This window comes from Bradyrhizobium sp. Unk1, assembly GCF_059512345.1.
In genome coordinates this window covers 65,867-92,615 of sequence record NZ_JCAMOP010000002.1, presented here as the reverse complement: position 1 = coordinate 92,615, position 26,749 = coordinate 65,867, and the positions used below count along the sequence as shown (strand labels likewise).

The 26,749-nt window shown below is 64.9% G+C and carries 25 protein-coding genes; 16 read left to right on the top strand and 9 right to left on the bottom strand.

Annotated features, from left to right (window positions below; all coding sequences use genetic code 11):
• Nucleotides 1–4 precede the first annotated feature (4 nt).
• The 4 genes from ureE (at nt 5) to AC5ZFO_RS02490 (ending at nt 3,955) form a co-directional block, all read left to right on the top strand.
• Complete coding sequence (gene ureE, locus AC5ZFO_RS02505) at nt 5–625, top strand: urease accessory protein UreE (protein WP_259259170.1); 621 nt, start codon at nt 5–7, stop codon at nt 623–625.
• A complete protein-coding gene (locus AC5ZFO_RS02500) occupies nt 606–1,334 on the top strand; it encodes an urease accessory protein UreF (RefSeq protein WP_282520086.1) in 729 nt (242 codons plus the stop codon). The genes ureE and AC5ZFO_RS02500 overlap by 20 nt, the downstream gene beginning before the upstream one ends.
• 39 nt (nt 1,335–1,373) lie before the next feature.
• Nucleotides 1,374–1,997, top strand: a complete 624-nt coding sequence (gene ureG / locus AC5ZFO_RS02495; RefSeq protein ID WP_282520005.1) for an urease accessory protein UreG — start codon at nt 1,374–1,376, stop codon at nt 1,995–1,997.
• Nucleotides 1,998–2,296: 299 nt separating this feature from the next.
• A complete protein-coding gene (locus tag AC5ZFO_RS02490; RefSeq protein ID WP_282520006.1) occupies nt 2,297–3,955 on the top strand; it encodes a CHASE domain-containing protein in 1,659 nt (552 codons plus the stop codon).
• 73 nt (nt 3,956–4,028) lie between these two features.
• On the opposite strand, the gene AC5ZFO_RS02485 is transcribed toward AC5ZFO_RS02490, so the two are convergent.
• From AC5ZFO_RS02485 to AC5ZFO_RS02465, 5 genes are all read right to left on the bottom strand, one after another.
• Complete coding sequence (locus AC5ZFO_RS02485; protein ID WP_282520087.1) at nt 4,029–4,637, bottom strand: TetR/AcrR family transcriptional regulator; 609 nt, start codon at nt 4,635–4,637, stop codon at nt 4,029–4,031.
• 198 nt (nt 4,638–4,835) lie between these two features.
• Nucleotides 4,836–5,978, bottom strand: a complete 1,143-nt coding sequence (locus AC5ZFO_RS02480) for an OpgC domain-containing protein (protein WP_282520007.1) — start codon at nt 5,976–5,978, stop codon at nt 4,836–4,838.
• 187 nt (nt 5,979–6,165) lie between these two features.
• Nucleotides 6,166–6,621: a hypothetical protein gene (locus tag AC5ZFO_RS02475; protein ID WP_282520008.1), complete on the bottom strand. Its 456-nt coding sequence runs from the start codon at nt 6,619–6,621 to the stop codon at nt 6,166–6,168.
• Nucleotides 6,622–6,703: 82 nt separating this feature from the next.
• The gene (locus tag AC5ZFO_RS02470) at nt 6,704–7,075 is read right to left on the bottom strand and encodes an ElaB/YgaM/YqjD family protein (protein ID WP_282520009.1); all 372 of its coding nucleotides are present in this window, start codon (nt 7,073–7,075) and stop codon (nt 6,704–6,706) included.
• Nucleotides 7,076–7,154: 79 nt separating this feature from the next.
• Complete coding sequence (locus AC5ZFO_RS02465; protein ID WP_496121256.1) at nt 7,155–8,267, bottom strand: AI-2E family transporter; 1,113 nt, start codon at nt 8,265–8,267, stop codon at nt 7,155–7,157.
• A 208-nt stretch (nt 8,268–8,475) separates the two neighbouring features.
• On the opposite strand from AC5ZFO_RS02465, the gene AC5ZFO_RS02460 reads away from it, so the two are divergent.
• A complete protein-coding gene (locus tag AC5ZFO_RS02460) occupies nt 8,476–9,255 on the top strand; it encodes a L,D-transpeptidase (protein WP_282520011.1) in 780 nt (259 codons plus the stop codon).
• Nucleotides 9,256–9,272: 17 nt separating this feature from the next.
• The gene (locus tag AC5ZFO_RS02455) at nt 9,273–9,926 is read left to right on the top strand and encodes a DUF2865 domain-containing protein (RefSeq protein ID WP_282520012.1); all 654 of its coding nucleotides are present in this window, start codon (nt 9,273–9,275) and stop codon (nt 9,924–9,926) included.
• A 68-nt stretch (nt 9,927–9,994) separates the two neighbouring features.
• Here the strand turns inward: AC5ZFO_RS02455 and AC5ZFO_RS02450 are convergent, their stop codons facing one another.
• Nucleotides 9,995–12,088, bottom strand: coding sequence for a methyl-accepting chemotaxis protein (locus AC5ZFO_RS02450; protein WP_282520013.1), 2,094 nt, complete (start codon nt 12,086–12,088; stop codon nt 9,995–9,997).
• A 272-nt stretch (nt 12,089–12,360) separates the two neighbouring features.
• Here AC5ZFO_RS02450 and AC5ZFO_RS02445 point away from each other — a divergent pair, with 272 nt between their 5' ends.
• Nucleotides 12,361–12,516: a Thivi_2564 family membrane protein gene (locus AC5ZFO_RS02445; RefSeq protein ID WP_011084288.1), complete on the top strand. Its 156-nt coding sequence runs from the start codon at nt 12,361–12,363 to the stop codon at nt 12,514–12,516.
• Nucleotides 12,517–12,674: 158 nt separating this feature from the next.
• Here the strand turns inward: AC5ZFO_RS02445 and AC5ZFO_RS02440 are convergent, their stop codons facing one another.
• The 3 genes from AC5ZFO_RS02440 to cysD form a co-directional block, all read right to left on the bottom strand.
• Complete coding sequence (locus AC5ZFO_RS02440) at nt 12,675–14,840, bottom strand: malate synthase G (RefSeq protein ID WP_282520014.1); 2,166 nt, start codon at nt 14,838–14,840, stop codon at nt 12,675–12,677.
• A gap of 297 nt (nt 14,841–15,137) precedes the next feature.
• Entirely contained in the window at nt 15,138–17,054 is a 1,917-nt protein-coding gene (gene cysC / locus AC5ZFO_RS02435) for an adenylyl-sulfate kinase (RefSeq protein ID WP_282520015.1), read from the bottom strand.
• A 20-nt stretch (nt 17,055–17,074) separates the two neighbouring features.
• Nucleotides 17,075–17,869, bottom strand: coding sequence for a sulfate adenylyltransferase subunit CysD (gene cysD, locus AC5ZFO_RS02430; protein WP_038933487.1), 795 nt, complete (start codon nt 17,867–17,869; stop codon nt 17,075–17,077).
• A 236-nt stretch (nt 17,870–18,105) separates the two neighbouring features.
• On the opposite strand from cysD, the gene cysG reads away from it, so the two are divergent.
• The 9 genes from cysG (at nt 18,106) to AC5ZFO_RS02385 (ending at nt 26,682) form a co-directional block, all read left to right on the top strand.
• On the top strand, nt 18,106–19,530 hold the full coding sequence (gene cysG, locus AC5ZFO_RS02425) for a siroheme synthase CysG (RefSeq protein WP_282520016.1): 1,425 nt from the start codon (nt 18,106–18,108) through the stop codon (nt 19,528–19,530).
• Nucleotides 19,527–19,844, top strand: coding sequence for a DUF2849 domain-containing protein (locus tag AC5ZFO_RS02420; protein WP_028148398.1), 318 nt, complete (start codon nt 19,527–19,529; stop codon nt 19,842–19,844). The genes cysG and AC5ZFO_RS02420 overlap by 4 nt, the downstream gene beginning before the upstream one ends.
• Before the next feature lie 11 nt (nt 19,845–19,855).
• Nucleotides 19,856–21,511: a nitrite/sulfite reductase gene (locus AC5ZFO_RS02415; protein WP_282520017.1), complete on the top strand. Its 1,656-nt coding sequence runs from the start codon at nt 19,856–19,858 to the stop codon at nt 21,509–21,511.
• Nucleotides 21,498–22,013, top strand: coding sequence for a DUF934 domain-containing protein (locus AC5ZFO_RS02410; RefSeq protein WP_282520018.1), 516 nt, complete (start codon nt 21,498–21,500; stop codon nt 22,011–22,013). Before AC5ZFO_RS02415 ends, AC5ZFO_RS02410 begins: the two co-directional genes overlap by 14 nt.
• Nucleotides 22,010–22,741 (top strand): phosphoadenylyl-sulfate reductase, encoded by a 732-nt coding sequence (locus AC5ZFO_RS02405; RefSeq protein ID WP_282520019.1) that lies wholly within the window; start codon nt 22,010–22,012, stop codon nt 22,739–22,741. Before AC5ZFO_RS02410 ends, AC5ZFO_RS02405 begins: the two co-directional genes overlap by 4 nt.
• Before the next feature lie 124 nt (nt 22,742–22,865).
• Nucleotides 22,866–23,867 (top strand): sulfate ABC transporter substrate-binding protein, encoded by a 1,002-nt coding sequence (locus AC5ZFO_RS02400; protein ID WP_404979730.1) that lies wholly within the window; start codon nt 22,866–22,868, stop codon nt 23,865–23,867.
• 33 nt (nt 23,868–23,900) lie between these two features.
• Nucleotides 23,901–24,737, top strand: a complete 837-nt coding sequence (cysT, locus tag AC5ZFO_RS02395; protein ID WP_282520021.1) for a sulfate ABC transporter permease subunit CysT — start codon at nt 23,901–23,903, stop codon at nt 24,735–24,737.
• Nucleotides 24,738–24,746: 9 nt separating this feature from the next.
• Nucleotides 24,747–25,658, top strand: a complete 912-nt coding sequence (cysW, locus tag AC5ZFO_RS02390; protein WP_282520022.1) for a sulfate ABC transporter permease subunit CysW — start codon at nt 24,747–24,749, stop codon at nt 25,656–25,658.
• Nucleotides 25,648–26,682: a sulfate/molybdate ABC transporter ATP-binding protein gene (locus AC5ZFO_RS02385; protein WP_282520023.1), complete on the top strand. Its 1,035-nt coding sequence runs from the start codon at nt 25,648–25,650 to the stop codon at nt 26,680–26,682. The genes cysW and AC5ZFO_RS02385 overlap by 11 nt, the downstream gene beginning before the upstream one ends.
• Nucleotides 26,683–26,749: the final 67 nt, after the last annotated feature.

Below are 26,749 nucleotides of genomic sequence, written 5' to 3'. Positions count from 1 at the left end.
AAGCATGATCCGGGCGACGCAGGTTAAGGGACAGCACGGCTTCACGGAGACGCCGGCGGATACGGTGGTGCTCGATTTCGACGACCGGCACCGCCGTCGCATGGCGATGACGGGGACGCGGGGCCTCGAATTCCTGCTCGACCTGGAGAATGCCGTCGCGCTGCGCGGCGGTGATGCATTGGTGCTGGAGGACGGCCGGCTGGTCGAAGTGGTCGCGGCGCCCGAGCCGTTGCTGGAGATCCGCGGCCGCGATCCGCACCACCTCATTCGCGTCGGCTGGCATCTCGGCAATCGCCATTTGCCGACCCAGATCATGGCGAAGAGCCTGCGCATCCGCCGCGACCATGTCATCGAAGCCATGGTGAAGGGCCTCGGTGCGCGCGTGATCGAGATCGAGGCGCCGTTCGATCCTGAGGGCGGCGCTTACGCCGACGCCGGCCATGCGCATGGTCACGATGATCACGGGCATCACGATCACGACCATCATCACCATGATCATGGTCACGATCACCACGACCACCATGATCATGCCGCGCATGACCATGGCCACGACCATCACCACGACGAGCATTGCGACCACCCCGACCACCACCACGGCCACAAGCATGCTCATGACCACAAATGAGCCGGTGAGTGCCGGTGACCTCGCGGAGCGCGAGGCGGCGGCGCTGTACCGGCTGATGACGTGGCTGTCGCCGGCCTTTCCGGTCGGCGGCTTCTCCTATTCCAGCGGCATCGAATGGGCGGTCGAGGCGGGCGACATCACGGACACCGCGACGCTGGCCGACTGGCTCGACGCGATGCTGGGCGATGGGTCCGGCTTTTGCGATGCGACGTTCCTGGTCCACGCCTATCGCGCCACTGAATTGGGCGAGGATACCACGTTGCGCGATATCGCGGAGCTCGCCGCCGCCTTCGTGCCGTCGCGCGAGCGGCAGCTCGAGACGACCTCACAGGGCCGCGCCTTCATTGAAATTTCCCGCGCCGCGTGGGATGCCGACGGGCTGGATGCCATGGTGGCGGCATGTCGCACGGCACTGGTCTATCCCGTCGCCATCGGCGTGGTTGCAGCGGTGCACGGCGTGCCGCTGGCGCCGACGCTGCACGCCTTCCTGCATGCGCTGGTCTCGAACTGGATTTCGGCGGCGAGCCGCCTCATTCCGCTCGGCCAGACCGACAGCCAGCGGGTGCTGGTGAAGCTGGAAGCCGCCGTTGCCGCGACCGCCAATCGTGCATTGAATGCGACATTGGACGACCTCGGCAGCGCGACCTTCCGCGCCGATCTCGCTAGTCTGCGGCACGAGACGCAATATACGCGGCTGTTTCGCTCGTGAGCGGCGCGGCCTTTAACCCATCAAGAGAGAGCGAGTGACATGTCGAAATCTCACGGTCCCTTGCGTGTCGGAATAGGCGGCCCGGTCGGATCGGGCAAGACCGCGCTGATGGACCTGCTCTGCAAGACCATGCGCGAGCGCTATGACATCGCGGCGATCACCAACGACATCTACACCAAATGGGATGCGGAATTCCTCGTGCGCTCGGGCTCGCTGACGCCGGACCGCATCGCCGGCGTCGAGACCGGCGGTTGTCCGCACACCGCGATCCGCGAGGACGCTTCGATGAACCTGGCCGCGGTCGCGGACATGCGGGCAAAATTTCCCGGGCTCGACCTCGTGCTGATCGAGTCCGGCGGCGACAATCTGGCTGCCACTTTTTCCCCGGAGCTCGCCGACCTCACAATCTACGTCATCGACGTGGCGGCCGGCGACAAGATCCCGTCCAAGGGCGGCCCCGGCATCACCCGCTCCGACCTCTTGGTCATCAACAAGATCGACCTCGCGCCCCATGTCGGCGCCTCCCTGGAGAAGATGGAGACGGACGCCAGGCGCATGCGCGGCGCGCGCCCCTTCGTCATGACCAACCTGAAAAAGAGCGATGGGCTCGACCAGATCGTCGGCTTCATCGAGGCCAAAGGCGGCCTGAAACGGGCGAGCTGACGGCGCGACGACGTGGCGCAGGCGTTTTCCGCCGTTAACGTTTGGGGCAAAAGCCGCATCCGCGGAACAAATTTCGGACACGGCGATTAACTACCTCCGGTGCCCGGAGCAAAGCCTTCATGGCCAGACCATCGGCCGGGCGTATTAAGCTTTTCAGGCGACCGAAGTTGCGTACTGATGCCTCCTCCTTCATTATCTCCGTTACTGGGGTCCACTCTGTTTCGGCACATGGCCGTTCGAGCGGCGTTGATATGCTCCGTATTTATTGCCGACCTGCTGCTTTCGGCTGAGTAGTCGAAGTGGTCCGGCTGGGATTTATCATCGGTTTCATCGCCCTGCTCGGAGCCCTGCTCTCCGGGCTCGCGGCCTATCGTGTCCACGACCAGGAGCTGGCACTGGACCGGATCGCGCTGGCGCGCGCGATCGACGTCCACGCGAGCCTGGTTCAGGACCGGTTGACCGAGCGCGAGCTGCTCGCGCGTGTCGCCTCAGGCTTGTTCCGTGCGCCGTCGGTCATCAAGCCGAACATGCTGGAGCCGCTGCGCTCGGCCATCTACGCCTTCAAGACCGATTTCGTGGTCGCCGGGTGGGTCGCCCGGCTGAAGCCGAACGAGCTTCTGCCGGCGCAGGCCGCGATCGCGAGCGCCGGCTTCCCCAATCCGCAGATCCGCTCCTATGACGACAAGCCGATCGATCTTGCGAAGGTCACCCAGCCGATCGACGTGCTGATGGACCTCGAGCCGCGCAGCAACGAGACCAAGGCGCTGCCCGGCCGCAGCTACGACCAGGACCAGGTGCGCAGCGCGATGCTGACGCGTGCGCGTGTCGAGAAGAGGTCGGTCGCCTCAGACCCGGTTCAGTTGCTGCGGGGCGACGGGCCCATCGGCATCATCGTGGCCGCGCCCGTGATTCCCGAGGGCGCGACCGAGCCGGCCGGCTTCGTCACATTTTCCTACGAGCTCGCCTCCCTGATGCTGACCAATGACGACATGTCGTTGTTCGCGGTCGCGCTGAAGGATCCGCGCAGGGAAGGTGGTGAGCTCGTCGCCAACGACCAGGGCGTGGTCTCGTCACGCATGACGGCAGCGGACGGGCCGGCGCCGTCGGCGACGCGCACGGTGAGCTTTGGCGGGCGCGACTGGCATCTCGGCTACTACGCCAAGACCAATTCGGCGCGGCGCGCCGAGCAGACGGCGATCATCGTGGCGGCGATCGGTCTTGCCATCACCGCGATGGTGTGCGGCCTGTTCGGCTATGTCGCCTACAACAATCTGCGGCTCAGCCGGGAAATCCAGGTGCGGATCGGCTTCGAGCGCCGGCTGACCGCCGTCATCGACGAGCTCAACCACCGGGTCAAGAACATCCTGGCGGTGATCCAGTCGATCGTGACGCGCACGCTGCGCCACGGCTCGGACATCGACGTTGCGCGTGAACTGCTGATCGGCCGCATCCACGCCATGTCCAACGTGGTCTCGCTGCTCAGCGAGAGCCAGTGGCAGGGCGTCAAGCTGAAGGGCCTGTTCGAGGCGCGCGCCATCCCGCATGCCGACCGCATCGCCGTCACCGGCCCCGACATCGCGGTCAGCGCACGCGCCGCGCAGAGCCTGTCGCTCCTGTTCTTCGAGCTCGCCTCGCACTCCGACGAAGGTCTGTCGCTGGTCGGAAAGCATCCGCACATCACCGCGAATTGGACGGTGACGGGCGAGGGGACCGATGAGGTCTTCCATTTCCGCTGGGAGGAGTTCAACACCAGCGAGGCGACGCGCCGCCCGGATTCCGATTTCGGTCTGATCCTGCTCGACCGTGTCGCGCCCGAAGCGCTCGGGGGCACCGCCAAGCGCTTCTTCACCGACGCCTCCTACGTTTATGAATTGACGGCGCCGATGGAGACGGTGGTCGACATGTCCGAGCGCGACCGCACGGACAAGATCTCGGCTCCGGTCAGGCCGGTGCGATAGAGGTCGCGCGTTAGATTGTTGTGTTGAGCATGGTCTTTTCGGAGAACCGCTTCGCCCTTTTCCGGATCATGATCTAACCCCTTGGCCGCAGCACCAGGTCGACCAGATTGCGCGCGTAGGCCGGCGTGATCGGTGCAATGCCGAAGACGTAGCGGTAGAACAGGCTGCCATAGATGGCGTCGTAGAGATCCTCGGGCGCTCCCTCCGCCAGGATGCTGCCATCCGTCTGCCCCGCGGCGATCATCTCGACCAGGGCGTCGCGGCGGAATTGCAGGTAGCGGGCATAGAACAGCTCCGCCGAGCCGGTCTTGGAAATGCATTCGGAGACGACGGCGAGCTGCACCTTGCCGAACTCGCCCTGGAGCGCCTCGGCATAGGCCGCGGCATGGCGGCGTGCGCGCGCCGCGGCGCTGCCGGAGCTCGCAGGCGGCAGCGGCAGCATCTGCGCGGCATGATGAAGGAAGGCGTCGATCAGCAGCGCTTCCCGCGACGGCCACCATTTGTAGATCGTCATCTTGGAGACGCTGGAGTGGCGTGCGACGGCATCGATGGTGGTGGCGGCAAGGCCGGTGGCGGCCATCAGCGCATAGGCACTTTCGAGGATGGCGTTGGTGGTCTCGATCGACCGCGGCCGGCCGCGCCGGGGCGCGCTGTCAGCCTCATCACCCCCGCCCTTTGCCATCGCCACGCCAAGTCCCCTTATGCAGAGCCACCCCTCACGCAGAGGCTCCCGCATAGCGCAGCCACAGGTCTCGGCCTAGCACAATCGCACGATTATTTGGCGAGAGCGTTTTCGAGTGAAGTGGATACCGGTTCGCGTGAAGAAAACGCGTCGAAACAGGAATCTAGAGCTCCGTTCCGATTAGATCGGAACGGAGCTCTAGGCCTGCTGCCGCAGGGCGGCCGGCAGGTCCTGCCGCCTCGACCAGGAGATGTAATAGGCCACTGCTGTCATCGCCGCGAAGCCAACGAGGCTTACCGCGATCTGCATCACCACGAGGTTCGGTCCGGTGATCAGGATGAGATGGCCGGCAAAGGACAGGAACACGGCAACGCAGAACACCGCGAGCCAATCCTCGCCGCATGTGATCACCGCCTGAAGCGGCCGCAACTTGAGGCCGGGGTGGTCGGCCGGAATGAAATGGGTCGCGAGGAAGGCGAGCGCGAGGAAATGGACCACGCGATAGGGCGCGAGGTTTTCCTTGTCTGTCGGCGCGATGCTGTTGACGAGGAAGTCCGGCAAATAGACCGACAGCGCGGGCGAATGCCGCATCAAGGTGACGGCCATCGCGAAGATGAGATAGGCACCCGCGAGGATACGCAGCCAGGACATGCCGTGCAACGCGCGTCCGGAGGCGCCTGTCACGGCGAACCAGCCGCCCAGGACCATCAGCATCTGCCAGCACAACGGATTGAAGGTCCAGTCCTGGTCCGGATAGACCCGGAAATTCCAGTCGAACCAGCGCGCCGCAACGTACAGCGCGACCGATGCCGCCAGCGTCAGGTTCGGCCGCCGCAACAAACCCCACAGCGCAAACGGAAAGAACGCCATCAGCGGGATCATCAGTTGCAGGAGGTCGAGGTTCAGCGGCTCTTCCTGGAGCACGAGGCCGCGGACCAGGATGCGCAGCGGATGCTCGAGAATGCCCGAGATGTTGTATTCGTGGATGATCTCCGGCGCCATCGATTGCGAGGCGACATAGGCGATGGTGTCGATATAGATCACGAAGAGCACGACATAGGCGGCGTAGAGCCGCCAGACGCGGCGAAAGATGCGCGTCGCCGCGACGACGTAGCCGCGCTCCAGCGCCATCCTGCCGTGAATGATGGCGACGCCATAGCCCACCACGAACACGAACAGGTCCGCGGCGCCGCTGAAGCCGAAATTTCGCAGCGTCAGGAGATTGACGACGTTGTTCGGGATGTGGTCGACGAACACCGACCAGTTGGCAATGCCGAGCGTCAAATACAATCTGGCATCGTGATGGAATGCGGCGAGGTTCGCCTTGACGGACGGTTTCATCGCGGAAAATGACTTTTAGAATCAGGGCCGCTGCTTTTAGCGGCAACCGCCCGCCTATCCGAGTAGCGTTTGCGTGAGGGAGGCCGGAATTGTCCAATCTGGCGCAAAATTGCGCATGAGCGCCGGACGGAATTCGCGCAAGCTCGCTCGTTCTGCCGCCGACGAAATCATCTTAGCGCCTTGACCATTATTCGGCCGGTTCGGCCGCGGCCTCGTCGGACGCGCCGGCGCGACTCGCCATGATTCCGAGGGCGACGCCGCCGATCGCCAGGATCGGCAATAGCCGCTTGATTCCGATGGCACGAACGATCTGGAGGCCCGTCGCGAGCAGCATGGGGTCGGCGAGCATATTCGAAGCGGCCGACTTCGCGGCGCGCTCGGCGGCGATCCGGGCGCGCTTCTGAATCTCCCGCTTGTAGCCCCAATAGCTCCCTGCCGCGGCGAGCGTCAGCAGGAAGAAGATGCCGGCGCCCGCGAGGCAGGCCTGCACGGGACCATATTTTTCGAGGACCGAGATGAAGGCGGCCGCGCAGAGAAAGCCCGTGGTGATGAAGAGCGCGAGTGCCGCGCCCGCGGCGAGCGATGTCAGGCGGACGGTCGTGCCCGTCGATGCGCTGATGCCGTCGATGATGCGCTGTAACATGGCCTTGCTCCTCAGATCCCCGCAAGCCGGCAGCGGCGGCGCGACGGCGCCGCCGTAACAACGTCAAGGTCTTGCGTCCACGCTACCGGCGCCAGGCGACGCCGATCAGGAAGCCGATGCCGAGCGCGAGCCCGACGGTCGCGAGCGGCCGCTGCGTGATGGCGTCTTCCAGCGTTTCCTCGATCGAGCCGTAGGCGTCTTGCGCAGCTTCCATCATGGCGCTGCCGCGATCCGACATGTCGTCGACCGCGGAATCCACGCTCTCGCGGGCCTGGCGATAGCCGCGGCGGGCCTGCTTGCTGCTGGAATTGGCAAAGGTGTTGAGCGCGTCGGTAATCTGATCGGTGAGGGCGGCGATATCGCTTTTCACGGCTGCTACATCCTTTTCGAGGCGTTCTCTGGTGGCTTTGTCGGTCCAGTCTCTCATCCCGGTTTCGCCATTGGTCATTGACATCAGGAGCTCCAAAACTGTTGGCGGCTGAGATAGCCGGAAAACGTTTCTTGCCCGGGTAAGTTCCGTTCGGGGAAACCGGTCATGCCTGCGGGAGCTGCGGCGAATTCTCCGGCAGCAGATGCTCCTTCAGGATCAGCCCGACGATCAGGAGGGGCGACGACAGGAATGCGCCCATCGGTCCCCACAGCCAGGTCCAGAACGCCAGCGCGATGAAGACGGCAAGCGCGTTCAGGGAAAGCCTGCGCCCGATGATGGTGGGCGTGACGAAGTGTCCTTCCAGGAAGGTGATGCCGCCGAAGGCGAGCCCCGCCATCAGTCCGCCGCCGATGGTCGGGAAGGCGACGAGCCCCACCACGACCAGAATGACGAACATCGCGACCGGTCCGATGATCGGGATGAAGTTGAGCGCCGCCGCAAGCGCGCCGAGCCCGGCCGGATTGGGCATGCCGGTGACGGCGCAGATGAGACCGGTTGCGATGCCCACGCCGAGATTGATCAGCGTCACCGTCAAAAGGTAGTTGCCGAGATGGACCTCGATCTCGTTGACGATCCGCAGCGTGCGCAGCCGCGCATCGCGATCGCCGAAATTCATGATCAGGGCCCGCCGCAGGTCGCGCCAGCTCGCGATGAACAGGATCAGCGTGGCGAAGAACAGCAGGAATTCGGCGAAGGTCGGCGACAGGAATTCCAGCGTCGGTTGCACCCATTCGGCTTTCAGCAGCGGAAGGCTTGGCAGCCCCTCGGAGCCGCCCACCATTGTCTGCAACTCCTTCCACAGCGCCAGCGGCCGGTCGAAGACGTGCATCTTCTCCTTCAACTGCGCGCCCAATTCCGGCAGGCGCGAGCTCCACTCCATCGCTGGCACGGCAATCAGCGCGACGACGAAGGCGACCACCGTCGTCACCGCGATCACGATCAGCACGGCGCCGAGGGCGCGCGGCACATGCCGCCGCTCGAGAAAGCTTGCGGCCGGCGACAACATGGTGCCGGCGACGACCGCCATCACGACCGGGAGGAAGAACGCCCTGGCGACGTAGAGCACGGCGACCACGGCAATCAGGAACAGACCGGCGAGCGCAAAGGCGACGAACTCGGTGCGGCGGATCACCGGCGGCAGCTCGACATGGCTGTCGGGAAGCGGGGCGCCCTCGTTGTTGCCGGAAATCAGACGTTCGGTGGGAAGGACGCGCACAATATCTCCTCCCGCACGGAAGCCTCCGCGCGCCCAGTGTTGGCAGTAAAACGTCCGGGAGGACGTTCCGGTTCCATCGCGGTTTCGTGAAGTTTTGCTCGCTTGACTGTGACGTGGGCGCCGCAGCTGGCGGCGGAACTTGAGTCGGCCCAGCTGCGTTTGTTGGGAAGCCGCATCACCCAGATGCACACATCCAACGGGGCAGCACATGACAAGGTTCTCTCCAGCCCGTCGCCGCTTCTCGCCGCGCGCCGCTACCGCTATTGCCTTCGCGACAGCATTGCTGACCGTGCCCTTCGCGGCACAGGCCCAGACGCTCGGCTACGCGCCGATGCAGCCGCAGGGATATCCGCAGGACCCGACCTATTCGCGGGGGTATGTCACCGCGGCGCCGCAGGCCGCCGACGAGGATGCCGCGCTGCCCGACCGGCTGCGCAAGCAGATCGTCAGCTTCGACCGGAACGAGCCGGCCGGGACCATCGTCATCGATACCGGCAACACTTACCTCTATTACGTGCTCGGCAATGGCCGCGCGATCCGTTACGGCGTCGGCGTCGGCCGCGAAGGTTTCACCTGGGCCGGCGTGCAGAGCGTCAGCCGCAAGGCCGAGTGGCCGGACTGGCATCCGCCGGCCGAGATGATCGCGCGTCAGCCTTATCTGCCGCGCTTCGTCGCCGGTGGTCCCGGCAATCCGCTCGGCGCACGCGCGATGTATCTCGGTTCGAGCGAATACCGCATCCACGGCACCAACGATCCCACCACGATCGGCAAGTTCGTGTCCTCCGGTTGTATTCGCATGACCAACGCGGATGTCACGGACCTGTTCAGCCGCGTCAATGTCGGCGCCAAGGTGGTGGTGCTGCCGAAGAACGCCCCGCTGATGGCCAAGGGGTACGACAAGGGCGGCGACCCCGTACGCAAGCGCCCGGTGACGACGCTGCCTTCGGGGCGGCAGGCGCTGAACATCGCGACGTCGGCAGTGAACTAAGAGTTGAGCGAGGTCATATGAAGAGACGCTCGATCGGCAAACTGGCCGGTGGCGCGGCGACGTGCTTCGCCGTCGCCTCGTTCGGCCTCGCGTTGACGCCGTCGGCGCATGCGGAAGACTTCTTCTCGGCGCTGTTCGGCAGCTTCCGCGCGCGCTCCGCGCCGGAGATCCGCATGCCGTTCCCGACCGATGACATGCCGCGCTACGACCCGCCGCGCCAGCGGGCCTCTTATGGCGGCGGCAGTGCCTATTGCGTGCGCGGTTGCGATGGCCGCTACTTCCCGGCGCAAGGAAACGACGCCGAAAGCAAGACGCAATCCTGCAAGAGCTTCTGCCCGACGTCCGAAACCTCGCTGGTCTACGGCAGCAATATCGACGACGCCACGACCGACAAGGGAAAATCCTATTCCGACCTGCCCAACGCGTTCCGCTTCCGCAACGAGATCGTCGCGGGCTGCACCTGCAACGGCAAGGATCAGGTCGGCCTCGCCCAGGTCAAGGTCGAGGACGATCCCACCTTGCGCAAGGGGGACATCGTCGCGGGCAGTGAAGGCCTGGTGGTCGCCAACCGCAACGCCAACGACCGCCGCGGCGTCGCGATGAATTTTTCGCCGCTGCCGGAGTCGGTGCGCGCCAGGTTCCGCCAGGTGCCGGTGGTCGCGAAGGAGTAGGGTGCCCCGCGTTCGCGGGGACGACACCGAATTTGTAGCGGTTGCTTTCTTCCCAGCCCGCAGCAGCTTTAAGCCGCGCGGATCTTCCCCAGGAAGTCGCTGACCTGCTGGCCGAGCTGGCGGCTCTGCGTCTCCAGCGTTTCCGAGGCCTGCTTGACGTTGTCCGCCGCACCGGCGGCAGCGTCCGCGTCGGCCTTCACGCCGGTGATGTTGTCCGAGACGTTCCTGGTGCCCTGCGCCGCAAATTGCGTGCTGCGGGTGATCTCCTGGGTCGCCGCGCCCTGCTCCTGCACGGCGGCGGCGATCGCGGTAGCGACCTCGTTCACTTCGCCGATGATGCCGCCGATGGTCTGGATCGCGTTGATGGCGTCGCCCGCGACCTTCTGGATGTCGGCGATTTGCTCCGAGATTTCCTCGGTCGCCTTCGCGGTCTGGCTCGCCAGCGACTTCACCTCGGAGGCGACGACCGCAAAGCCACGGCCGGCTTCGCCGGCGCGCGCCGCTTCGATCGTGGCGTTGAGCGCGAGCAGGTTGGTTTGCGCCGCGATGGTGTTGATCAGGCCGACGACCTCGCCGATGCGACCGGCGGATTTTGCAAGACCCTGCACGGTACCGTCGGTCTCGCGGGCCTGGTTGACGGCGCGGCTGGCAATGCCTGCGGCGTGCGCCGCCTGCTGGCTGATGTCGTTGATCGAGGCGGAGAGTTCCTCGGCCGCGGCGGCGACGCTGTCGACGCTCATGGAAGCGTCGTTGGAGGCCTTGCCGGCGATCTGGACGCGGTCGTTGGTCTGGCGCGACACCGCGGAGAGATCGCCCGAGGTCTTGCGCATCTCGCCGGACGCTTCGCTCAGTTCGCCCAGCGTCTTGCGCACCGCCCCCTCGAACTCGCCGACATAGGCCTCGACCGCGCGCTGGCGCGCGGTCGCGCCGACATTGCGTTCGCGCTCATGCTCTTCAATCTTGAGCTTCTCGGTTGCCTGCTGCTTGAAGGTCTCCAGCGCGCCGGCCAGCGCGCCGATCTCGTCCTGGCGGTCGAGATAGCCGCTGTCGACGGCGAGATCGCCGCCGGCGACCTTGAGCATGGCGTCGCGGATGGTGTTGAGGGGATGGATGACGCGGCGGCTGACCAGCATGACCGCGCCGACGGCGAGGCCGATGGCAAGCGCCAGAAGCATGAGCTGCACAATCAGTGCGCGCTGAGCCGCGCTGCGCTGGTCCAGCGTATGGCTCTTGGCGGCATCGAGCGCGGTCTCGGCCACGGCGACTGCGCCGGCGAGGCGGCCCACCGTGACCGGGGTCCATTGGTTCGCGGTTATCTCGGCCTTTTCGCCATTGGCGAGCGTATTGGCGAGGCGATCGCGAAGCGCCAGATATTGCGGATCGAAATAGGCGGTCTTGGCCGTTGCCATGGCAGACGACAGGGCCGGCGGCAATTGCATGCCCGAGGCCGACAATTCCAGCGCCTTCCACGCCGCAGCCGTTCCGCCGACATATTGGGTGTAGGCGAGGCGGGCCTCCGGCGCGATGCGGCCGGCGTTGAGCCCGGTCGAGATGATCAGCGAGGCTTCACCGCCGGTGTTGCGGAGCAGCCAGGCGTTCTGCTTGATCGACAGCAGCTGGTCGATCTCCGCGTCCTGGTGGTTGACGCTGGCGGCCAGGATGTTCGAGAGCTTGTCGAGCGTCTCGAGCAGGCCCTGCGTCGTCTCCATGTATTCCTTCGGCAGGCCGGCACGACGCTGATCCTTGGGCTTGGCGACGTCCTCCCAGAACTGCTTCTGCTCCTCGGTCAGCAGCTTGTAGAGACGCGCGAGCTCCGGCACCAGCGTGCCGGACTGCGGAAACTCCATGCTCGGCAGCAGCTCCAGCGCGTGTGCCATCGCCGGCATCTCGGCGTCGCGGATCGCGCGCAGATATTTCTCGATCTCAGGATCCATCGGCTCGGTCGCGTTAAGGAGCCGGTTGGTGCTCGAACGGTCAGTGCGCAGATTGTGCATCGCCTTGAACAGATCCGCGGAGGCATCGGCGATCTGCGAGATGCGGTTGGCGGTCTTGAGGCGGTCCCAGGAGGCGTAGGCGGTGAGCGAGAGCGCGATCACCACACAGACCGAGGTGATGGCGATCACCGCCTTCAGCAGGGCGGAAACGGTCAGACGATTCAGCATCGAAGCCCCCAAAATTCCCATTGCAAAGTTGGTCGAGACGCCCCGGCAACATCAAAACGGAGGGGCAGGCAGATCGGCAATCGCATGCCGTTTGCGCCGCATCACCCAAACGGTTTCCGCATCTGAAACGAAAAGGGTAAAGTTTTAGGCAGGCCGGCTGATCGTAGAAGTACGTATTTACTAGAAGTTGCAGTGGGTTGCCGTGATGGAACCTGGGCGGGAGATGGGCGTTAGTACACCGTCAGCAATTTGTCTGAAGGGGGGTCCTTGCGATGCTGGTCGGCGTACTCGTCACCTTTCTCGTCGTCATTCTCGTGCTCTATCTCATCAACATGCTGCCCATGGACGGCCGCGCCAAACAGATCGCGCGCGTGGTCGTCATCATCATCGGCGTGGTGTCGCTGCTGAAATATCTGACGGTGTTTTAGCGGGGCGGGACGTGTAGCCCGGATGGAGCGCAGCGAAATCCGGGGGCCTGCCCCAAGCAACGCCGGTCCCGGATTGCGCTGCGCTCCATCCGGGCTACGGCCCGCAACAAAAAAAGCCCCGGTGCGAGCCGGGGCTTTGGTGTTTGAATGATCGGGCTTCAGCCTGCCGCCTTGGCCTCGCGGCGGCGGGCGGTGAGGATGTATTCGGTGTAGCCGTTCGGCTGCGTGCGGCCCTTGAAGATCAAGTCGCAAGCGGCCTTGAAGGCGACACCGTCGAAGGCGGGCGCCATCGGCTTGTAGATCGCGTCGCCCGCGTTCTGCTTGTCGACCACGACGGCCATGCGCTTGAGCGATTCCATCACCTGTGCCTCGGTGATGACGCCCTGGTGCAGCCAGTTGGCGAGATGCTGGCTGGAGATGCGCAAGGTGGCGCGGTCTTCCATCAGGCCGACATCGTGGATGTCAGGCACCTTGGAGCAGCCGACGCCCTGGTCGATCCAGCGCACGACGTAGCCCAGAATGCCCTGGCAGTTGTTGTCGATCTCCTGCTTGACGTCGTCGGGCGCCCAGTTCGACTTCGACACCGGAATGGTGAGGATGTCGGAGAGTTTTGCGCGCGGGCCGCCCTTGGTGAGCTCCTGCTGGCGCGCGGTGACGTTGACCTGGTGATAGTGCAGGGCGTGCAGCGTCGCTGCGGTCGGCGAGGGCACCCAGGCGGTGGTGGCGCCGGCCTGCGGATGCGCGAGCTTCTGTTGCAGCATGTCCGCCATCTTGTCGGGCGCGGCCCACATGCCCTTGCCGATCTGGGCGTGGCCGGGCAGGCCGTCGATCAGGCCCATGTCGACGTTCCAGTCCTCATAGGCCTTGATCCAGGCTTGCGCCTTCATCTCGTTCTTGCGGATCATCGGGCCCGCTTCCATCGAGGTGTGGATCTCGTCGCCGGTGCGGTCGAGGAAGCCGGTGTTGATGAACATGATGCGCTTGGAGGCGCGCTGGATGCAGGCCTTGAGGTTGACGGTGGTACGCCGCTCCTCGTCCATGATGCCGACCTTGAGCGTGTTCTCGGGCAGGCCCAGCATCTTCTCGACGCGGTCGAAGATCTCGCAGGTCAGCGAGACCTCGTCCGGGCCGTGCATCTTCGGCTTGACGATATAGGCCGATCCGGTGCGGCTGTTCTTGGTCTTGGAGTTGCCCTTGATGTCGTGGATCGCAAGCAGGCCGGAGACGGCGGCATCGAGCAGGCCTTCCGGAATCTCCTCGCCCTTGTCGTCCAGCACCGCGTCGGTGAACATGTGGTGACCGCAATTGCGCATCAGCAGCAGGCTGCGGCCGTGCAGCTTGACCTCGCCCTTGCCGTCAGGCGTCTTGTAGCTGCGGTCGGCATTGAGCGAACGGGTCAGCGTCTTGCCGCCCTTCTCGAAATCGGCCGAGAGCGTGCCGTTCATCAGGCCGAGCGTGTTGCGATAGACCAGCACCTTGTCCTCGGCGTCGACCGCGGCGACCGAGTCCTCCATGTCGAGGATGGTCGAGACCGCGGACTCCATGATCATATCGGCGACACCAGCGGGATCGTCCTTGCCGATCGTGCTGCTGCGATCGATCTTGACCTCGACGTGCAAGCCGTTGTTGGCGAGCAGCACCGCGGACGGCGCGGCCGCATCGCCCTGGAAGCCCGCGAATTGATCCGCGTTCTTCAGCGCGGTGGCGTTGCCGCTCTTCAGCTTCACCGCGAGCTGGCCTGCGACCACGCTGTAGGCAGTGACGTCGGTGTGGCTGCCGGTCGCCAGCGGCGCGGCGGCATCGAGGAACGCCTTGGCCTTGGCGATCACCTTGTCGCCGCGCGCCTTGTTGTAGCCCTTGCCGCTCTCGGCAGCGTCGTGCGGGATCGCATCGGTGCCGTAGAAGGCGTCGTAGAGCGAGCCCCAGCGCGCATTCGCCGCGTTCAGTGCGTAGCGCGCATTGGTGAGCGGGACGACGAGTTGCGGGCCGCAGATCTTGCCGATTTCCTCATCGACATTGGCGGTCTCGACCTTCTGCGTCGTCGGCTCCGGAACGAGATAGCCGATCTCCTTCAGGAAGGCGGTATAGGCATTGAGGTCGAACGCCTTGCCCTTGTTGGCGCGGTGCCAGTCGTCGATCTTGGCCTGCAGCGTATCGCGCACCGCCAGCAGCGCGCGGTTCTTCGGCCCCAGCTCGTTGATGATGCCTGCAACCCCGGCCCAGAACGCGTCCGGCGCGATCCCCGTTTTCGGGGCCGCTTCCTTGGCGATGAAATCGAAAAGGACGGGAGCGATCTTCAATCCGTGGGCGTCGACGCGTTTCATGATGGGCTTTCTTGTTGGAAATGGCTGTTTTTTGGCTGCTTTTGACCCGACAGCAGCAAAATGCGCCCATAGGGGGCGGCTTTCAGGGCCTATTAGCCCCAAAAAAGAGGCCCTGAGAAGACCCCCAAAGGTTTGTCAAAATGTCAAGACGAGGTGTGGGACGCTCCACGCACCGGTGTCATTCCCCGCGTAGGCGGGGAATCCAGTACGCCGCGGCTTCTCCGTATTCCAACGCTGTCTCTGGAATACTGGGTCGCCCGGTCAAGCCGGGCGACGACAGCGGGGAATAGGACAGACTCAAATATTCGCGGCGAGGTCCACGAGTTCGTCGAACAGCACGCCGGTGGTCTTCAGCATCCGTTCGATCTCGTCAGCGGCGTCCGCAACCGTGCGGGCCGACGTGTCGATCACGAGCTCGGCAGCCTGCGGTGCTTCGTAGTCATTGCCGATGCCGGTGAACGACGCGAGCGCGCCGGCGCGGGCCTTCTTGTAATGGCCCTTGGGATCGCGATCCTCGCAGACCTCTGCCGGCGTCGCGACATGGATCTCGCGGAACGCGGTGTCGGCGATGCGGCGCGCGGTCGCGCGGTCCTCGCGGGCCGGCGAGACGGCGGCGACAATCGCGATGTGGCCGTTGCGGGCGAGATGGGTCGCGACCTCGGCGAGGCGGCGGATGTTCTCGCTGCGGTCGGCGGCGGAGAATCCGAGATCGTTGTTGAGCCCGGCGCGCAACGTGTCGCCGTCGAGCAGGATCGGCGAGCCGCCATTGGTGAACAGCCGACGTTCCAGCGCCTTCGCCAGCGTCGACTTGCCGGACGCCGGCAGGCCGGTGAGCCAGACCACGGCGCCGTTGTGGCGGTAGCGCGCGGAGCGTTCGTCGGGCCGCAGCGCCGATTCCACCGGCACGATGTCGACCGGCACGGCGCGCTGGCCGGCATCGACCGACAGCACGAGACCACCGCCGGCGATGCGCCCCGAGACTTCGATCACGAGACGGCCGGTGCGCGGATTCTCAGTATAGGGATCGGCGGCAATCGGGCTCGAAAGGGAAATGTCGATCTCGCCGACATGGTTGCGGCCGATCGCCTTGTTCTCGACGCTCGACAGCTCGCCGGGATCGACCGCCTTCTCGATGGCGACGACGGTGGCGCGGCTTTCCTTCGGTCCGCAGCGGACCAGCAGCTGGTCGCCCTTGGCCAGCGGCTTGTCGTGCAGCCAGAAGATCCGCGCGCGCAGGCGGCGCGTCTCGCGCGGTGCGGAGCCGACATGCGCGACGATGTCGCCGCGCTCGATGAACAATTCGTGGTCGAGCGTGATGCCGACCGAGCGGCCCGCGCCCTGCCGTCCTGCGACCGGCGTTACCGGCCAGCTTTCGACGGTCTTGATCTTGGCGATCTTGCCGGCCGGCATGATCACGATCTCGTCGCCGGCAATGAGGCTGCCGGATTCGATGCGGCCCGCCACGATGCGGCGGTCGTCGAACTTGTAGATCGCCTGCACCGGCAGGCGCAGGGCGAGGGCTTCCAGCGGACGCGCCGGCTCGAGCCTATCAAGCGCCCCGACCACGGTCGGACCCTTGTACCAGCCGATGCGGTCGGTGCGCTCCGCGACGCCGTCGCCGTCGCGGGCCGAGATCGGGATCACGGCCGTCGGCGTCACGCCGAGGCCGTTCAGATGCGCCGAGATCTCGTCGCTGATTTCTTTGAAGCGCTCGGCGCTGAAATCGACGCGGTCCATCTTGTTGACGACGATCGCGACCTGCTTCACACCGAGCAGGTGCAGGAGATAGCCGTGCCGACGGGTCTGGTCACGCACGCCTTCGAGCGCGTCGATGATCAGCACCGCGCCGTCCGCCTGCGAGGCGCCGGTGATCATGTTGCGCAGGAATTCGGCATGGCCGGGCGCGTCGATCAGCACGATGTCGCGCGAATTGGTGCGGAAGCGGATCTGCGTGGTGTCGATGGTGATGCCCTGGTCGCGCTCGGTCTGGAGCGCGTCGAGCAGGAACGACCATTCGAACGGCATGCCGCGCCGCGCGCTGACGGCTTTCAGCATCTCGAGCTTGCCGTCGGGCAGGCTGCCTGTCTCGTGCAGCAGGCGCCCGACCAGCGTCGACTTGCCGTGGTCGACATGGCCGACGATGACGATGCGGACCTGCGGACGCGTGGTGCCGTTCGGCGTGGCGGGCGAAGCGGGGGTGACGATCATGTTCATAGCCGCGTTGCGTCCTTGAATCAGAGATAGCCGGCGACGCGCAGACGCTCGAAAGCGTCCTCGGTCTCGTGGTCGAGCGCACGGCCGGCGCGTTCCGGCACCTTGGTCTGCTCGAGCTCGGCCAGGATCTCGTCGATGTTCGACGCGGTCGACGCGACCGGATTGGTGATGTCCTGATCGCCCAGCGAGCGGTAGCGCTTGCCGTTCTGCGATAGATAAAGCGGGATGATCGGGATATTCTCGCGCTTGGTGTAGGCCCAGATGTCGGCCTCGGTCCAATGCAGGATCGGATGGATGCGCAAATGCGCGCCTTGCGGCGGCGACGCATTGAAATGATCCCAAAACTCCGGCGGCTGGTCGCGGACGTCCCAATTGCCTTCGAGCCCGCGGGGCGAGAACACGCGCTCCTTGGCGCGGGTTGCTTCCTCGTCGCGGCGAATGCCAGCGATCAGGCCGTCAAAACCGTATTTGCCGAGTGCCATCTTGAGGCCCTCGGTCTTGCGCGCGGCGGAACGGGCGGCCGGCGGCAGCGTTGGATCGACGGCATCGATCGGCGGGCAGGGCTCGACGCGCAAATCGAGATCCCATTCCTTGCCGTAGTGATCGCGGAAGCGATACATCTCCGGAAACTTCTTGCCGGTATCGACATGGAGGGCCGGGAACGGCAGCCGGCCGAAGAACGCCTTGCGTGCCAGCCAGATCATGACGTTGGAGTCCTTGCCGAGCGACCACAGCAGGGCGATCTTCTTCAGGCGGCCGAAGGCCTCGCGGAAAATGTAGATGCTCTGCGCCTCGAGCTGGTCCAAATGGTCCATGCTGGGGGCGGTCAGCCCGACTGGAATTTGCTCGGAAACGGGAGCCCGGGAGTCCCGTCCATCTGCACCGGAATCGGTCCTGAGAAGATGCATCTCTGCCACTTTGCGTTTGGAGGCGAATTTTCTATAGTTGCGGTGCAGAAGAGAAGAAAAAATTTTCTCTTTGCGCGCTCGAAACGACACATATATAGAAAATAATTCCAGTCAACCCCGGATGTGGGGGAAGCGAGTATCGCATGCGGTTCTTGCCGGTGTTCCTCGATCTCAAGGCCGGTCCGGTGGTCCTCATCGGCGCGGGTGAGCTTTTGCGCGCCAAGCTGCGCGTGCTCGCCGCCGCCGGTGCGCGCATCCGCGTGCATGCGATCGACGGCAATCGGGACCTGAGCCTCAGCTCCGACGACGCTGCGCGGATTGAAATCGCGGCGGGGGACCCGCTCACCGCCGATCTCTCGGGCGTCATCGCCATCGTTTGCGCGGGCGCGGGCGATGTCGGCGTGGCCATGTCGGGCCGCGCCAAGGCGCTCGGCCTGCCCGTCAACGTCATGGACGATTTCGAACATTCCAGCTTCATCTTCCCGGCGATCGTCGATCGTGGCGATGTCGTGGTCGCGGTCGGCACCGGCGGCACCTCGCCGGTGGTGGCGCGGCGGGTGCGCGAGAAGATCGAGGCACTGTTGCCGGCCCGCATCGGCGAGCTCGCCGAGTTCATCGGCGGCTTCCGCAAATCGATCAACGAGCGCATCGCCGAGTTTCCGCTGCGCCGCCGCTTCTGGGAGCGCGTCATCGACGGTCCGATCGGCGCGTCCGTGCTCGCGGGCCGCAAGGGCGAGGCCGACGCCGCGATCAAGGCGATCTCCGATCCGTCCGCGTTCGCGCGTGCCGACAAGCCGGAAGGCTCGGTCGCGCTGGTCGGCGCCGGGCCCGGCGACGCCGACCTTCTCACCATCAAGGCGCTGCGCGCGCTCCAGGATGCCGACATCGTCTTCCATGACGAACTGGTCTCGGGCGAAATTCTCGACCGCATCCGCCGCGACACCACGCGCGTTGCCGTCGGCCGCCGCGTCGGCAAGCCCGGCATCGGCCAGGACGCCATCAACAAGCGCATGATCGAGGCCGCGCAATCCGGCCAGCGCGTGGTGCGGCTGAAGGGCGGCGACCCCCTCGTGTTCGGCCGCGGCGGCGAAGAGGTGGAAGCGTTGCGCGCGGCCGGCGTCGCCTATTCGATCATTCCCGGCATCACCGCGGGGCTCGGCGGCGCCGCCGATTTCGAGGTGCCGCTCACCTATCGTCATGAAGCGACTCGCATCACCTTCCTCACCGCGCACAAGGCGCGCGATGCCGAGAACGTGGACTGGTCGGCGCTGACCGACACCAAAATGACCGTCGTGGTCTACATGGGCACGACCGCTGCCCCCGCGATCCGCGAAGGCTTGTTCGCGGCCGGCCGTTCGCCGGAGACGCCGGTCGGCGTGTTCGCCCGCGTCACGCGGCCGGATGCGCAAGGCGCGATCGGCACGCTGCGCGACCTGCCCGAGCTCGTGCGGCGGACCCATGGCGGTCCCGCCATCCTCATCATCGGCGACGTGGTCCGGCATGCCGGCTCGCTTCGCCGCCAGACACCTCAACACATCATCTCTGACCTATTGGATGCAGCCGAATGACCTCTCCGCTTGAACAGAAGAAGATCAAAATCGCCGGCCCGTCGGTCGTGACCGCCAACCGCACCTGGGACGGCATCGTGGTTTACCGCACCGCCGCCAAGAGCTGGTCCGCGGACCTGTCGGAAGCCGCGATCGTGCGCAACTCGGACGAGGCCAAAGCGTTGCTTGCGGAGTCCGTTGCCGATGACGTCGGCGCGATCGGTCCCTATATCGCACCGGTGCAGGTTGGCGCGGACGGCAAGATCGAACCCGGCAATCTGCGCGAACAGATCCGCCGCACCGGCGTGACTATCGGGTCGTCGGTCCAGGTTTAAGGCACTCTCTTATGTATGCTTACGATGAAATCGACCGCACGCTCGTCAACGAGCGCGTCTCGGAGTTCCGCGACCAGGTGAAGCGGCGCCTTTCCGGCGAGCTCACCGAGGACGAGTTCAAGATCCTGCGGCTTCAGAACGGCGTCTATCTGCAACTGCACGCCTACATGTTCCGCGTCGCGATTCCCTATGGGACGCTGGCGTCGAACCAGTTGCGGGCGCTTGCCCATGTCGCGCGCAAATACGATCGCGGCTACGGCCATTTCACCACGCGGCAGAACATCCAGTTCAACTGGATCAAGCTCGCCGAATTGCCGGATGCTCTCGCCGATCTCGCCGAGGTCGGCATCCATGCGATGCAGACCTCCGGCAATAACATGCGCAACGTCACGTCGGACCAGTGGGCCGGCGTCGCGCCCGGCGAGATCGAGGATCCCCGGATCTGGTCGGAGCTGATCCGCCAGCACACCACGCTGCATCCGGAGTTCTCGTTCCTGCCGCGCAAGTTCAAGATCGCGATCACTGCGTCGGACCACGACCGCGCCGCGATCAAGATCCACGATATCGGCTTGAGGCTGATCAAGAACGAGAAGGGCGAGACCGGCTTCGAGGTGCTGGTCGGCGGCGGTCTCGGCCGCACGCCGTTCATCGGCAAGACCATCAAGCACTTCGTCCACGGCCGCGATATCCTGAGCTACATCGAGGCGATCCTCCGGGTCTACAACCAGTACGGCCGCCGCGACAACATCTACAAGGCGCGCATCAAGATCCTGGTGCACGAGCTCGGGATCGAGAAATTCTCGCGCGAGGTCGAGGAGGAGTGGCAGCACATCCGCAACTCCTCGCTCCAGATCGACGACGAGGTGATCGAGGACATCCGCTCGCGCTTCACCTATCCGTCCTACGAGAAGCTGCCGCACAATCCGGACGAGCTGCGTCAGGCCGCGGCCGATCCTGATTTCGAGGCGTGGCGCAAGAACTCGGTGGCCCCGCACAAGGTGCAGGGCTATTCCATCGTCACGATCTCGCTGAAGCCGATCGGCGCGCCTCCGGGCGATGCCACCGCCGAGCAGATGGACGCGCTCGCCGATCTCGCCGACCGGTACTCCTTCGGCGAGATCCGCGTCGGCCACGAGCAGAACCTCGCGCTGCCGCACGTCGCCAAGCGCGACCTGCCGGCCTTGTGGAAGGCGCTCGACAAGCTCGGGCTGGCGACGCCGAACGTCAATCTGATCACCGACATCATCGCCTGCCCGGGGCTGGACTATTGCTCGCTGGCGAATGCGCGCTCGATCCCGATCGCGCAGGAGCTGACGCGGCGCTTCGCCAACCATGAGCTTGCCAACCTGATCGGCCGTCTGCACATCAACATCTCGGGCTGCATCAATGCCTGCGGCCATCATCATGTCGGCCATATCGGCATTCTCGGCGTCGAGAAGAACGGCGAGGAGGTCTACCAGATCACCATCGGCGGCCGTGCCGACGAGGGTGCTGCGCTGGGCAATCTGATCGGCCCCGGCGTCAAGTTCGACGAGGTCGCCGACGTCGTCGAAGACGTCGTGGAAGCCTATCTTGCGCTGCGCGAGCGGCCCGAAGAGCTGTTCATCGACACGGTGAAGCGCCTCGGCGTCGAACCCTTCAAGGAGCGCGTCTATGCCACTCGTTAACGGCGGAAAAATCGTCGACGACAGTTTTGTCAAACTGGCCGTCGATACGCCGCTGCCCGAGAGCGGCGACATCCTGGTGCCTGCCGAGCGCTTCGTCGGCGAGGCTGAAGCCTTGCTCAAGCGCACCGGCAAGGTCGGTGTGATCTGGCCGAACAATCGCGACATCGACGAGCTCGTGCCCTATCTCGGCAAGGTCGCTACGGTCGCACTGGTGTTCCCGACCTTCCGCGACGGACGCGCCTACAGCCAGGCACGGCTGCTGCGCGAACGTTACAATTATCGCGGCGATTTGCGTGCAACGGGCCAGATCCTGCGCGACCAGTTCGTGTTCATGCTGCGCGCCGGCTTCGATTCCTTCGAGGTCAAGAAGCAGGCCGATGCGGAAGCCTTCATGCAGACCGCGAAGCGCTATTCGGTGTTCTATCAGCCGACCGGCGACGGCCGCATCACCGCGCTGCACCGGCGGATGCAACTGCGTCACTCCGAAGGTGTCGGCACGTGAACGCAATCGCGCCTCAGGTTTCTTCGGTGTCCACATCCGCGCTGCCCTCGGCGGCGGAGCTCGATCGCGCGCTGCGCGCTGCTTCGCCTGCGGAAGTCATCGCCGCGGCGTTGAAGGCGGTTGGGCGCGAGAAGCTTGCGCTGGTGTCGTCCTTCGGCACGGAATCGGCGACGCTGCTGAAGGTCATGGCCGACGTCGATCCGGCGATCCCCGTGATCTTCCTCGACACCGGCTGGCTGTTCGAGGAGACGTTGGCCTATCGCGACACGCTGATCGCGGAACTCGGCTTGAAGGACGTCCGCTCGATCAGGCCTGCCGAGGAAACGCTGTCGCGCGAAGACCCCGACCGCGACCTTTGGTTCTCCGATCCGGACGCCTGCTGCCGCATCCGCAAGGTCGAGCCGCTCGCGCGTGCGCTGAAGCCGTTCGATGCGTGGCTCAATGGCCGCAAGCGCTTTCAGGGCAATGCGCGCACCGACATTCCGGTGGTCGAGGACGACGGCGTGCGGTTGAAGTTCAACCCCTTCGCCAATGTCTCGCGCGAGGAACTCGAAGCCATTTTCGTCCGCGCCAAATTGCCGCGTCATCCGTTGGTGGAGTCCGGTTTCCTGTCGGTTGGGTGTATGCCTTGCACCAGCAGAACGGCCGAGGGCGAGGATGCACGCGCCGGTCGCTGGCGCGGCCGAGCCAAGACAGAATGCGGCATCCACACGATGAAGACTTCGTAGCACAGTCGAGCTGTTCGGCTACGAACAAGAAAATCCGGTTCCGTTGACTTGAGAGCGTTTCGCCCCGAGTTATGCCCGCGTGCCATCGATGACGATGACGTCGTCGTGGTGAATGGAGATGGACATGATGCGCCGTATCGTTCCGCTCGCGGCAGGGCTGCTCTTGACTGGATTGTTGGCAAGCTCGGCTCTCGCCGCTGACATCAATCTCTTGAACGTGTCGTACGATCCGACGCGTGAGCTCTATGCCGAGTTCAACAAGGCGTTCGCGAATGCCTATCAGAAGGAAACCGGCAAGAGTGTCGAGATCAAGCAGTCGCATGGCGGCAGCGGCTCGCAGGCGCGTGCCGTGATCGACGGATTGCAGGCCGATGTGGTGACGCTCGCGCTTGCCTATGACATCGACGCCGTCGCGAACAAGGGCCTCACCGCGACCGACTGGCAGAAGCGTCTGCCGCAGAATTCATCGCCCTATACCTCGACCATCGTGTTTCTGGTGCGCAAGGGCAATCCGAAGGGCATCAAGGACTGGGACGATTTGCTCAAGACCGGTGTCTCGGTGATCACGCCGAACCCGAAGACCTCCGGCGGGGCGCGCTGGAATTATCTCGCTGCCTGGGGCTTTGCCCAAAAGAAATACGGCTCGGCCGACAAGGCCAAGGACTTCATCGGAAAGCTCTACCAGCAGGTGCCGGTGCTCGACACCGGTGCGCGCGGCGCCACCGTGACCTTCGTCGAGCGCGGCGTCGGCGACGTGCTGCTGGCCTGGGAGAACGAGGCCTATCTCGCCCTGAAGGAGTTTGGTGCGCAGAAGTTCGAGATCGTGGCGCCGCCGCAATCGATCCTCGCCGAGCCGCCGGTCGCGATCGTCGACAAGGTTGCCGATAAAAAAGGCACCCGCAACGCAGCCGATGCCTACCTCCAGTATTGGTATACCAAGGAAGGTCAAGAAATCGCCGCGCGCAATTTCTACCGTCCGCGCGACGCAGAGATCGCCAAGAAGTACGCAAACTCCTTCGCCAAGGTCGAACTGTTCACGATCGACGACGTTTTCGGCGGCTGGACCAAGGCGCAGAAGGAACATTTTGCCGACGGCGGCGTCTTTGATCAGATCTACAAGAACTGATCGGGCGCCGTCTTAGGAGTAGCAGGGGGCCTGGTGAGCGTACTTGCAGCACGACGACGGACATTGCCGGGCTTCGGTCTCACGATGGGACTGACGCTTTCCTGGCTCTCCATCATCATCCTGATTCCGCTGGCCGGGCTGTTCCTGAAATCGCTGGAGCTCAGCCCCGAGCAATTCTGGAACATCCTGTCCAGCCGCCGCACCCTCAACGCCTTGCGCGTCTCCTTCGGCCTCGCCTTTGCGGCGGCCTGCGTCAATCTCGTCATGGGCAGCATCATCGTCTGGGCGCTGGTGCGTTACCGCTTCCCCGGACGCCGGCTGTTTGACGCCATCGTCGACGTGCCGTTCGCGCTGCCGACGGCGGTCGCCGGCGTCGCGCTGACGGCGCTGTTTGCCGAGACGGGCTGGCTGGGCGCGCCGCTCGCCGCGCTCGGCATCAAGGTGGCGTTCACGCCGATCGGCATCTTCGTCGCCATGATCTTCATCGGTATCCCCTTCGTGGTGCGCACCGTGCAGCCGGTGCTCCAGGACCTCGACCCCGAGATCGAGGAAGCCGCCGGCAGCCTCGGCGCCAGCCGCTGGCAGACCATCATCCGCGTGATCCTGCCCTCGCTCGGGCCGGCGTTGCTCACCGGCCTCGCGCTCGCCTTCGCCCGCGCGGTCGGCGAATACGGCTCGGTGATCTTCATCGCCGGCAATCTGCCGAATGTCTCCGAGATCGCCCCGCTCCTGATCGTGATCCGGCTATCCGAGTTCCGCTATGCCGACGCGACCGCCATCGCCGTGGTCATGCTCGTCGTCTCCTTCGTCATCATCTTCGCCGTCAACCGGCTCCAGCGCTGGGCGCAGAGCCGGATCCCGGCGCGCTGAGGGCGGATCATGACGATGCAGATCGCAGATTCCGTCTCGCTGCCTTCGACCGATGCGCGCGCACGTGCGCACGCCGTTGCGGCACGCGACAGCCTCCGCACCGAGCCGCCGGCAATACGTATCGCCATCATCGCGATGGCGGTGATCTTCCTCAGCGTCTTCGTCGTGCTGCCGCTGGTTCTGGTATTCGCGCAGGCCTTTTCGAGAGGCGTTCTCGCCTATTTCTCTGCGCTTGCCGAGCCGGAAGCGCTGGCTGCAATCAAGCTGACGTTGATCGTGGCGGCGATCTCGGTCGGCCTCAATCTCGTATTCGGCCTCGTCGCGGCATGGGCCATCGCCAAGTTCGAGTTTAGCGGCAAGACCTTCCTGATCACGCTGATCGACCTGCCGTTCTCGGTGAGCCCGGTGATCTCGGGCCTCGTCTTCGTGCTGCTGTTCGGCGCGCAGGGCTATTTCGGCAGCTGGCTTAGGGATCACGATATCCAGATCCTGTTCGCAGTGCCGGGCATCGCGCTCGCCACCACCTTCGTGACCTTCCCGTTCGTGGCGCGCGCGCTGATCCCCCTGATGCAGGAGCAGGGCACGCAGGAGGAGGAGGCCGCGATCTCGCTCGGCGCCTCCGGCCTGCAGACCTTCTTCCGCGTCACCCTGCCCAACATCAAATGGGGCGTGCTCTACGGCGTGCTGCTCTGCAACGCGCGCGCGATGGGCGAATTCGGCGCCGTGTCGGTGGTATCAGGACACATTCGCGGCGAGACCAACACCATGCCGCTGCTGGTCGAGATTCTCTACAACGAGTACCAGTTCGTCGCTGCGTTTGCGATCGCCTCGCTGCTGGCGATGCTGGCCCTGATCACGCTGATCGCCAAGACCGTTCTCGAACGTCACCTCGACGAAGGACACGACGCAAGTGACCATTGAAGTCAGGAATCTCGTCAAGCAGTTCGGCAGCTTCAAAGCCCTCGATGGCGTCGATCTCAAGGTCGACAATGGCGAGCTCCTGGCGCTGCTCGGTCCGTCCGGCTCCGGCAAGACCACGTTGCTGCGCATCATCGCCGGCCTCGACTGGCCCGATTCCGGCGAGGTCTCCTTCAATGGCGAGGATGCGCTGGCGCAGGGCGCGCGCGAACGGAACGTCGGCTTCGTGTTCCAGCACTACGCGCTGTTCCGCCACATGACGGTGTTCGAGAACGTCGCCTTCGGCCTGCGCGTGCAGCCGCGCGCCAGCCGCAAGGACGAGCCCACCATTCGTGCGCGCGTCAAGGAGTTGCTCGATCTCGTGCAGCTCGACTGGCTCGCCGACCGCTATCCGAGCCAGCTCTCCGGGGGCCAGCGCCAGCGCATCGCACTCGCCCGCGCGCTCGCGATCGAGCCGCGCATCCTCCTGCTCGACGAGCCCTTCGGCGCGCTCGATGCCAAGGTGCGCAAGGAGTTGCGCCGATGGCTCCGCTCGCTGCACCAGGAGATCAACGTCACCTCGATCTTCGTCACCCACGATCAGGAGGAGGCGCTCGAAGTCGCCAACCGCGTCGTGGTGATGGACAAGGGCAGGATCGAACAGATCGGCTCGCCCGACGACGTCTATGAAAGCCCGGCGACCGCCTTCGTCCACGGCTTCATCGGCGAATCCATCGAGCTGCCGGTCCAGGTCGAAGGCGGCGTCATCAGGCTCGGCGACCGGCCGCTCAATCTTGCAGTAGACGGCTTGGTGTCTGGCGCGTCAAAACTGTTCGTGCGGCGACATGACATGCTGGTCGGCCCGCCCGGAAGCGGTGCCTTCGAGGGCGCCGTGCAGCACGTCCGGAATTTCGGCCCGGTGCAGCGGGCCGAGGTGGCCCTGTCCGGCGGCGAGACCATCGAGATCGACGCCCCCCGCGACAGGGAACTGCGCGCCGGCGATACGATCGGCCTCAAACCGCGCCGCTACCGGATATTTGCGGGCTAGGCGCCGCGGCCAAAAGCTCAAATCTTCCTCAATATTCACCTTTCAGCCACGGTTGGTATGCAACAAC

What these genes read in the sequence shown, in the direction of transcription:
- AC5ZFO_RS02455 (WP_282520012.1), top strand. Translation starts at nt 9,273, where the DNA reads ATGAAGAGACGCTCGATCGGCAAACTGGCCGGTGGCGCGGCGACGTGC.
- AC5ZFO_RS02470 (WP_282520009.1), bottom strand. Translation starts at nt 7,075, where the DNA reads ATGTCAATGACCAATGGCGAAACCGGGATGAGAGACTGGACCGACAAA.
- AC5ZFO_RS02475 (WP_282520008.1), bottom strand. Translation starts at nt 6,621, where the DNA reads ATGTTACAGCGCATCATCGACGGCATCAGCGCATCGACGGGCACGACC.
- cysW (WP_282520022.1), top strand. Translation starts at nt 24,747, where the DNA reads ATGACGATGCAGATCGCAGATTCCGTCTCGCTGCCTTCGACCGATGCG.
- ureG (WP_282520005.1), top strand. Translation starts at nt 1,374, where the DNA reads ATGTCGAAATCTCACGGTCCCTTGCGTGTCGGAATAGGCGGCCCGGTC.
- AC5ZFO_RS02485 (WP_282520087.1), bottom strand. Translation starts at nt 4,637, where the DNA reads ATGGCAAAGGGCGGGGGTGATGAGGCTGACAGCGCGCCCCGGCGCGGC.
- AC5ZFO_RS02420 (WP_028148398.1), top strand. Translation starts at nt 19,527, where the DNA reads ATGACCTCTCCGCTTGAACAGAAGAAGATCAAAATCGCCGGCCCGTCG.
- cysC (WP_282520015.1), bottom strand. Translation starts at nt 17,054, where the DNA reads ATGAACATGATCGTCACCCCCGCTTCGCCCGCCACGCCGAACGGCACC.
- ureE (WP_259259170.1), top strand. Translation starts at nt 5, where the DNA reads ATGATCCGGGCGACGCAGGTTAAGGGACAGCACGGCTTCACGGAGACG.
- AC5ZFO_RS02480 (WP_282520007.1), bottom strand. Translation starts at nt 5,978, where the DNA reads ATGAAACCGTCCGTCAAGGCGAACCTCGCCGCATTCCATCACGATGCC.
- cysD (WP_038933487.1), bottom strand. Translation starts at nt 17,869, where the DNA reads ATGGACCATTTGGACCAGCTCGAGGCGCAGAGCATCTACATTTTCCGC.
- AC5ZFO_RS02400 (WP_404979730.1), top strand. Translation starts at nt 22,866, where the DNA reads ATGATGCGCCGTATCGTTCCGCTCGCGGCAGGGCTGCTCTTGACTGGA.
- AC5ZFO_RS02460 (WP_282520011.1), top strand. Translation starts at nt 8,476, where the DNA reads ATGACAAGGTTCTCTCCAGCCCGTCGCCGCTTCTCGCCGCGCGCCGCT.
- AC5ZFO_RS02440 (WP_282520014.1), bottom strand. Translation starts at nt 14,840, where the DNA reads ATGAAACGCGTCGACGCCCACGGATTGAAGATCGCTCCCGTCCTTTTC.
- AC5ZFO_RS02410 (WP_282520018.1), top strand. Translation starts at nt 21,498, where the DNA reads ATGCCACTCGTTAACGGCGGAAAAATCGTCGACGACAGTTTTGTCAAA.
- AC5ZFO_RS02445 (WP_011084288.1), top strand. Translation starts at nt 12,361, where the DNA reads ATGCTGGTCGGCGTACTCGTCACCTTTCTCGTCGTCATTCTCGTGCTC.
- AC5ZFO_RS02500 (WP_282520086.1), top strand. Translation starts at nt 606, where the DNA reads ATGCTCATGACCACAAATGAGCCGGTGAGTGCCGGTGACCTCGCGGAG.
- AC5ZFO_RS02450 (WP_282520013.1), bottom strand. Translation starts at nt 12,088, where the DNA reads ATGCTGAATCGTCTGACCGTTTCCGCCCTGCTGAAGGCGGTGATCGCC.
- AC5ZFO_RS02415 (WP_282520017.1), top strand. Translation starts at nt 19,856, where the DNA reads ATGTATGCTTACGATGAAATCGACCGCACGCTCGTCAACGAGCGCGTC.
- cysG (WP_282520016.1), top strand. Translation starts at nt 18,106, where the DNA reads ATGCGGTTCTTGCCGGTGTTCCTCGATCTCAAGGCCGGTCCGGTGGTC.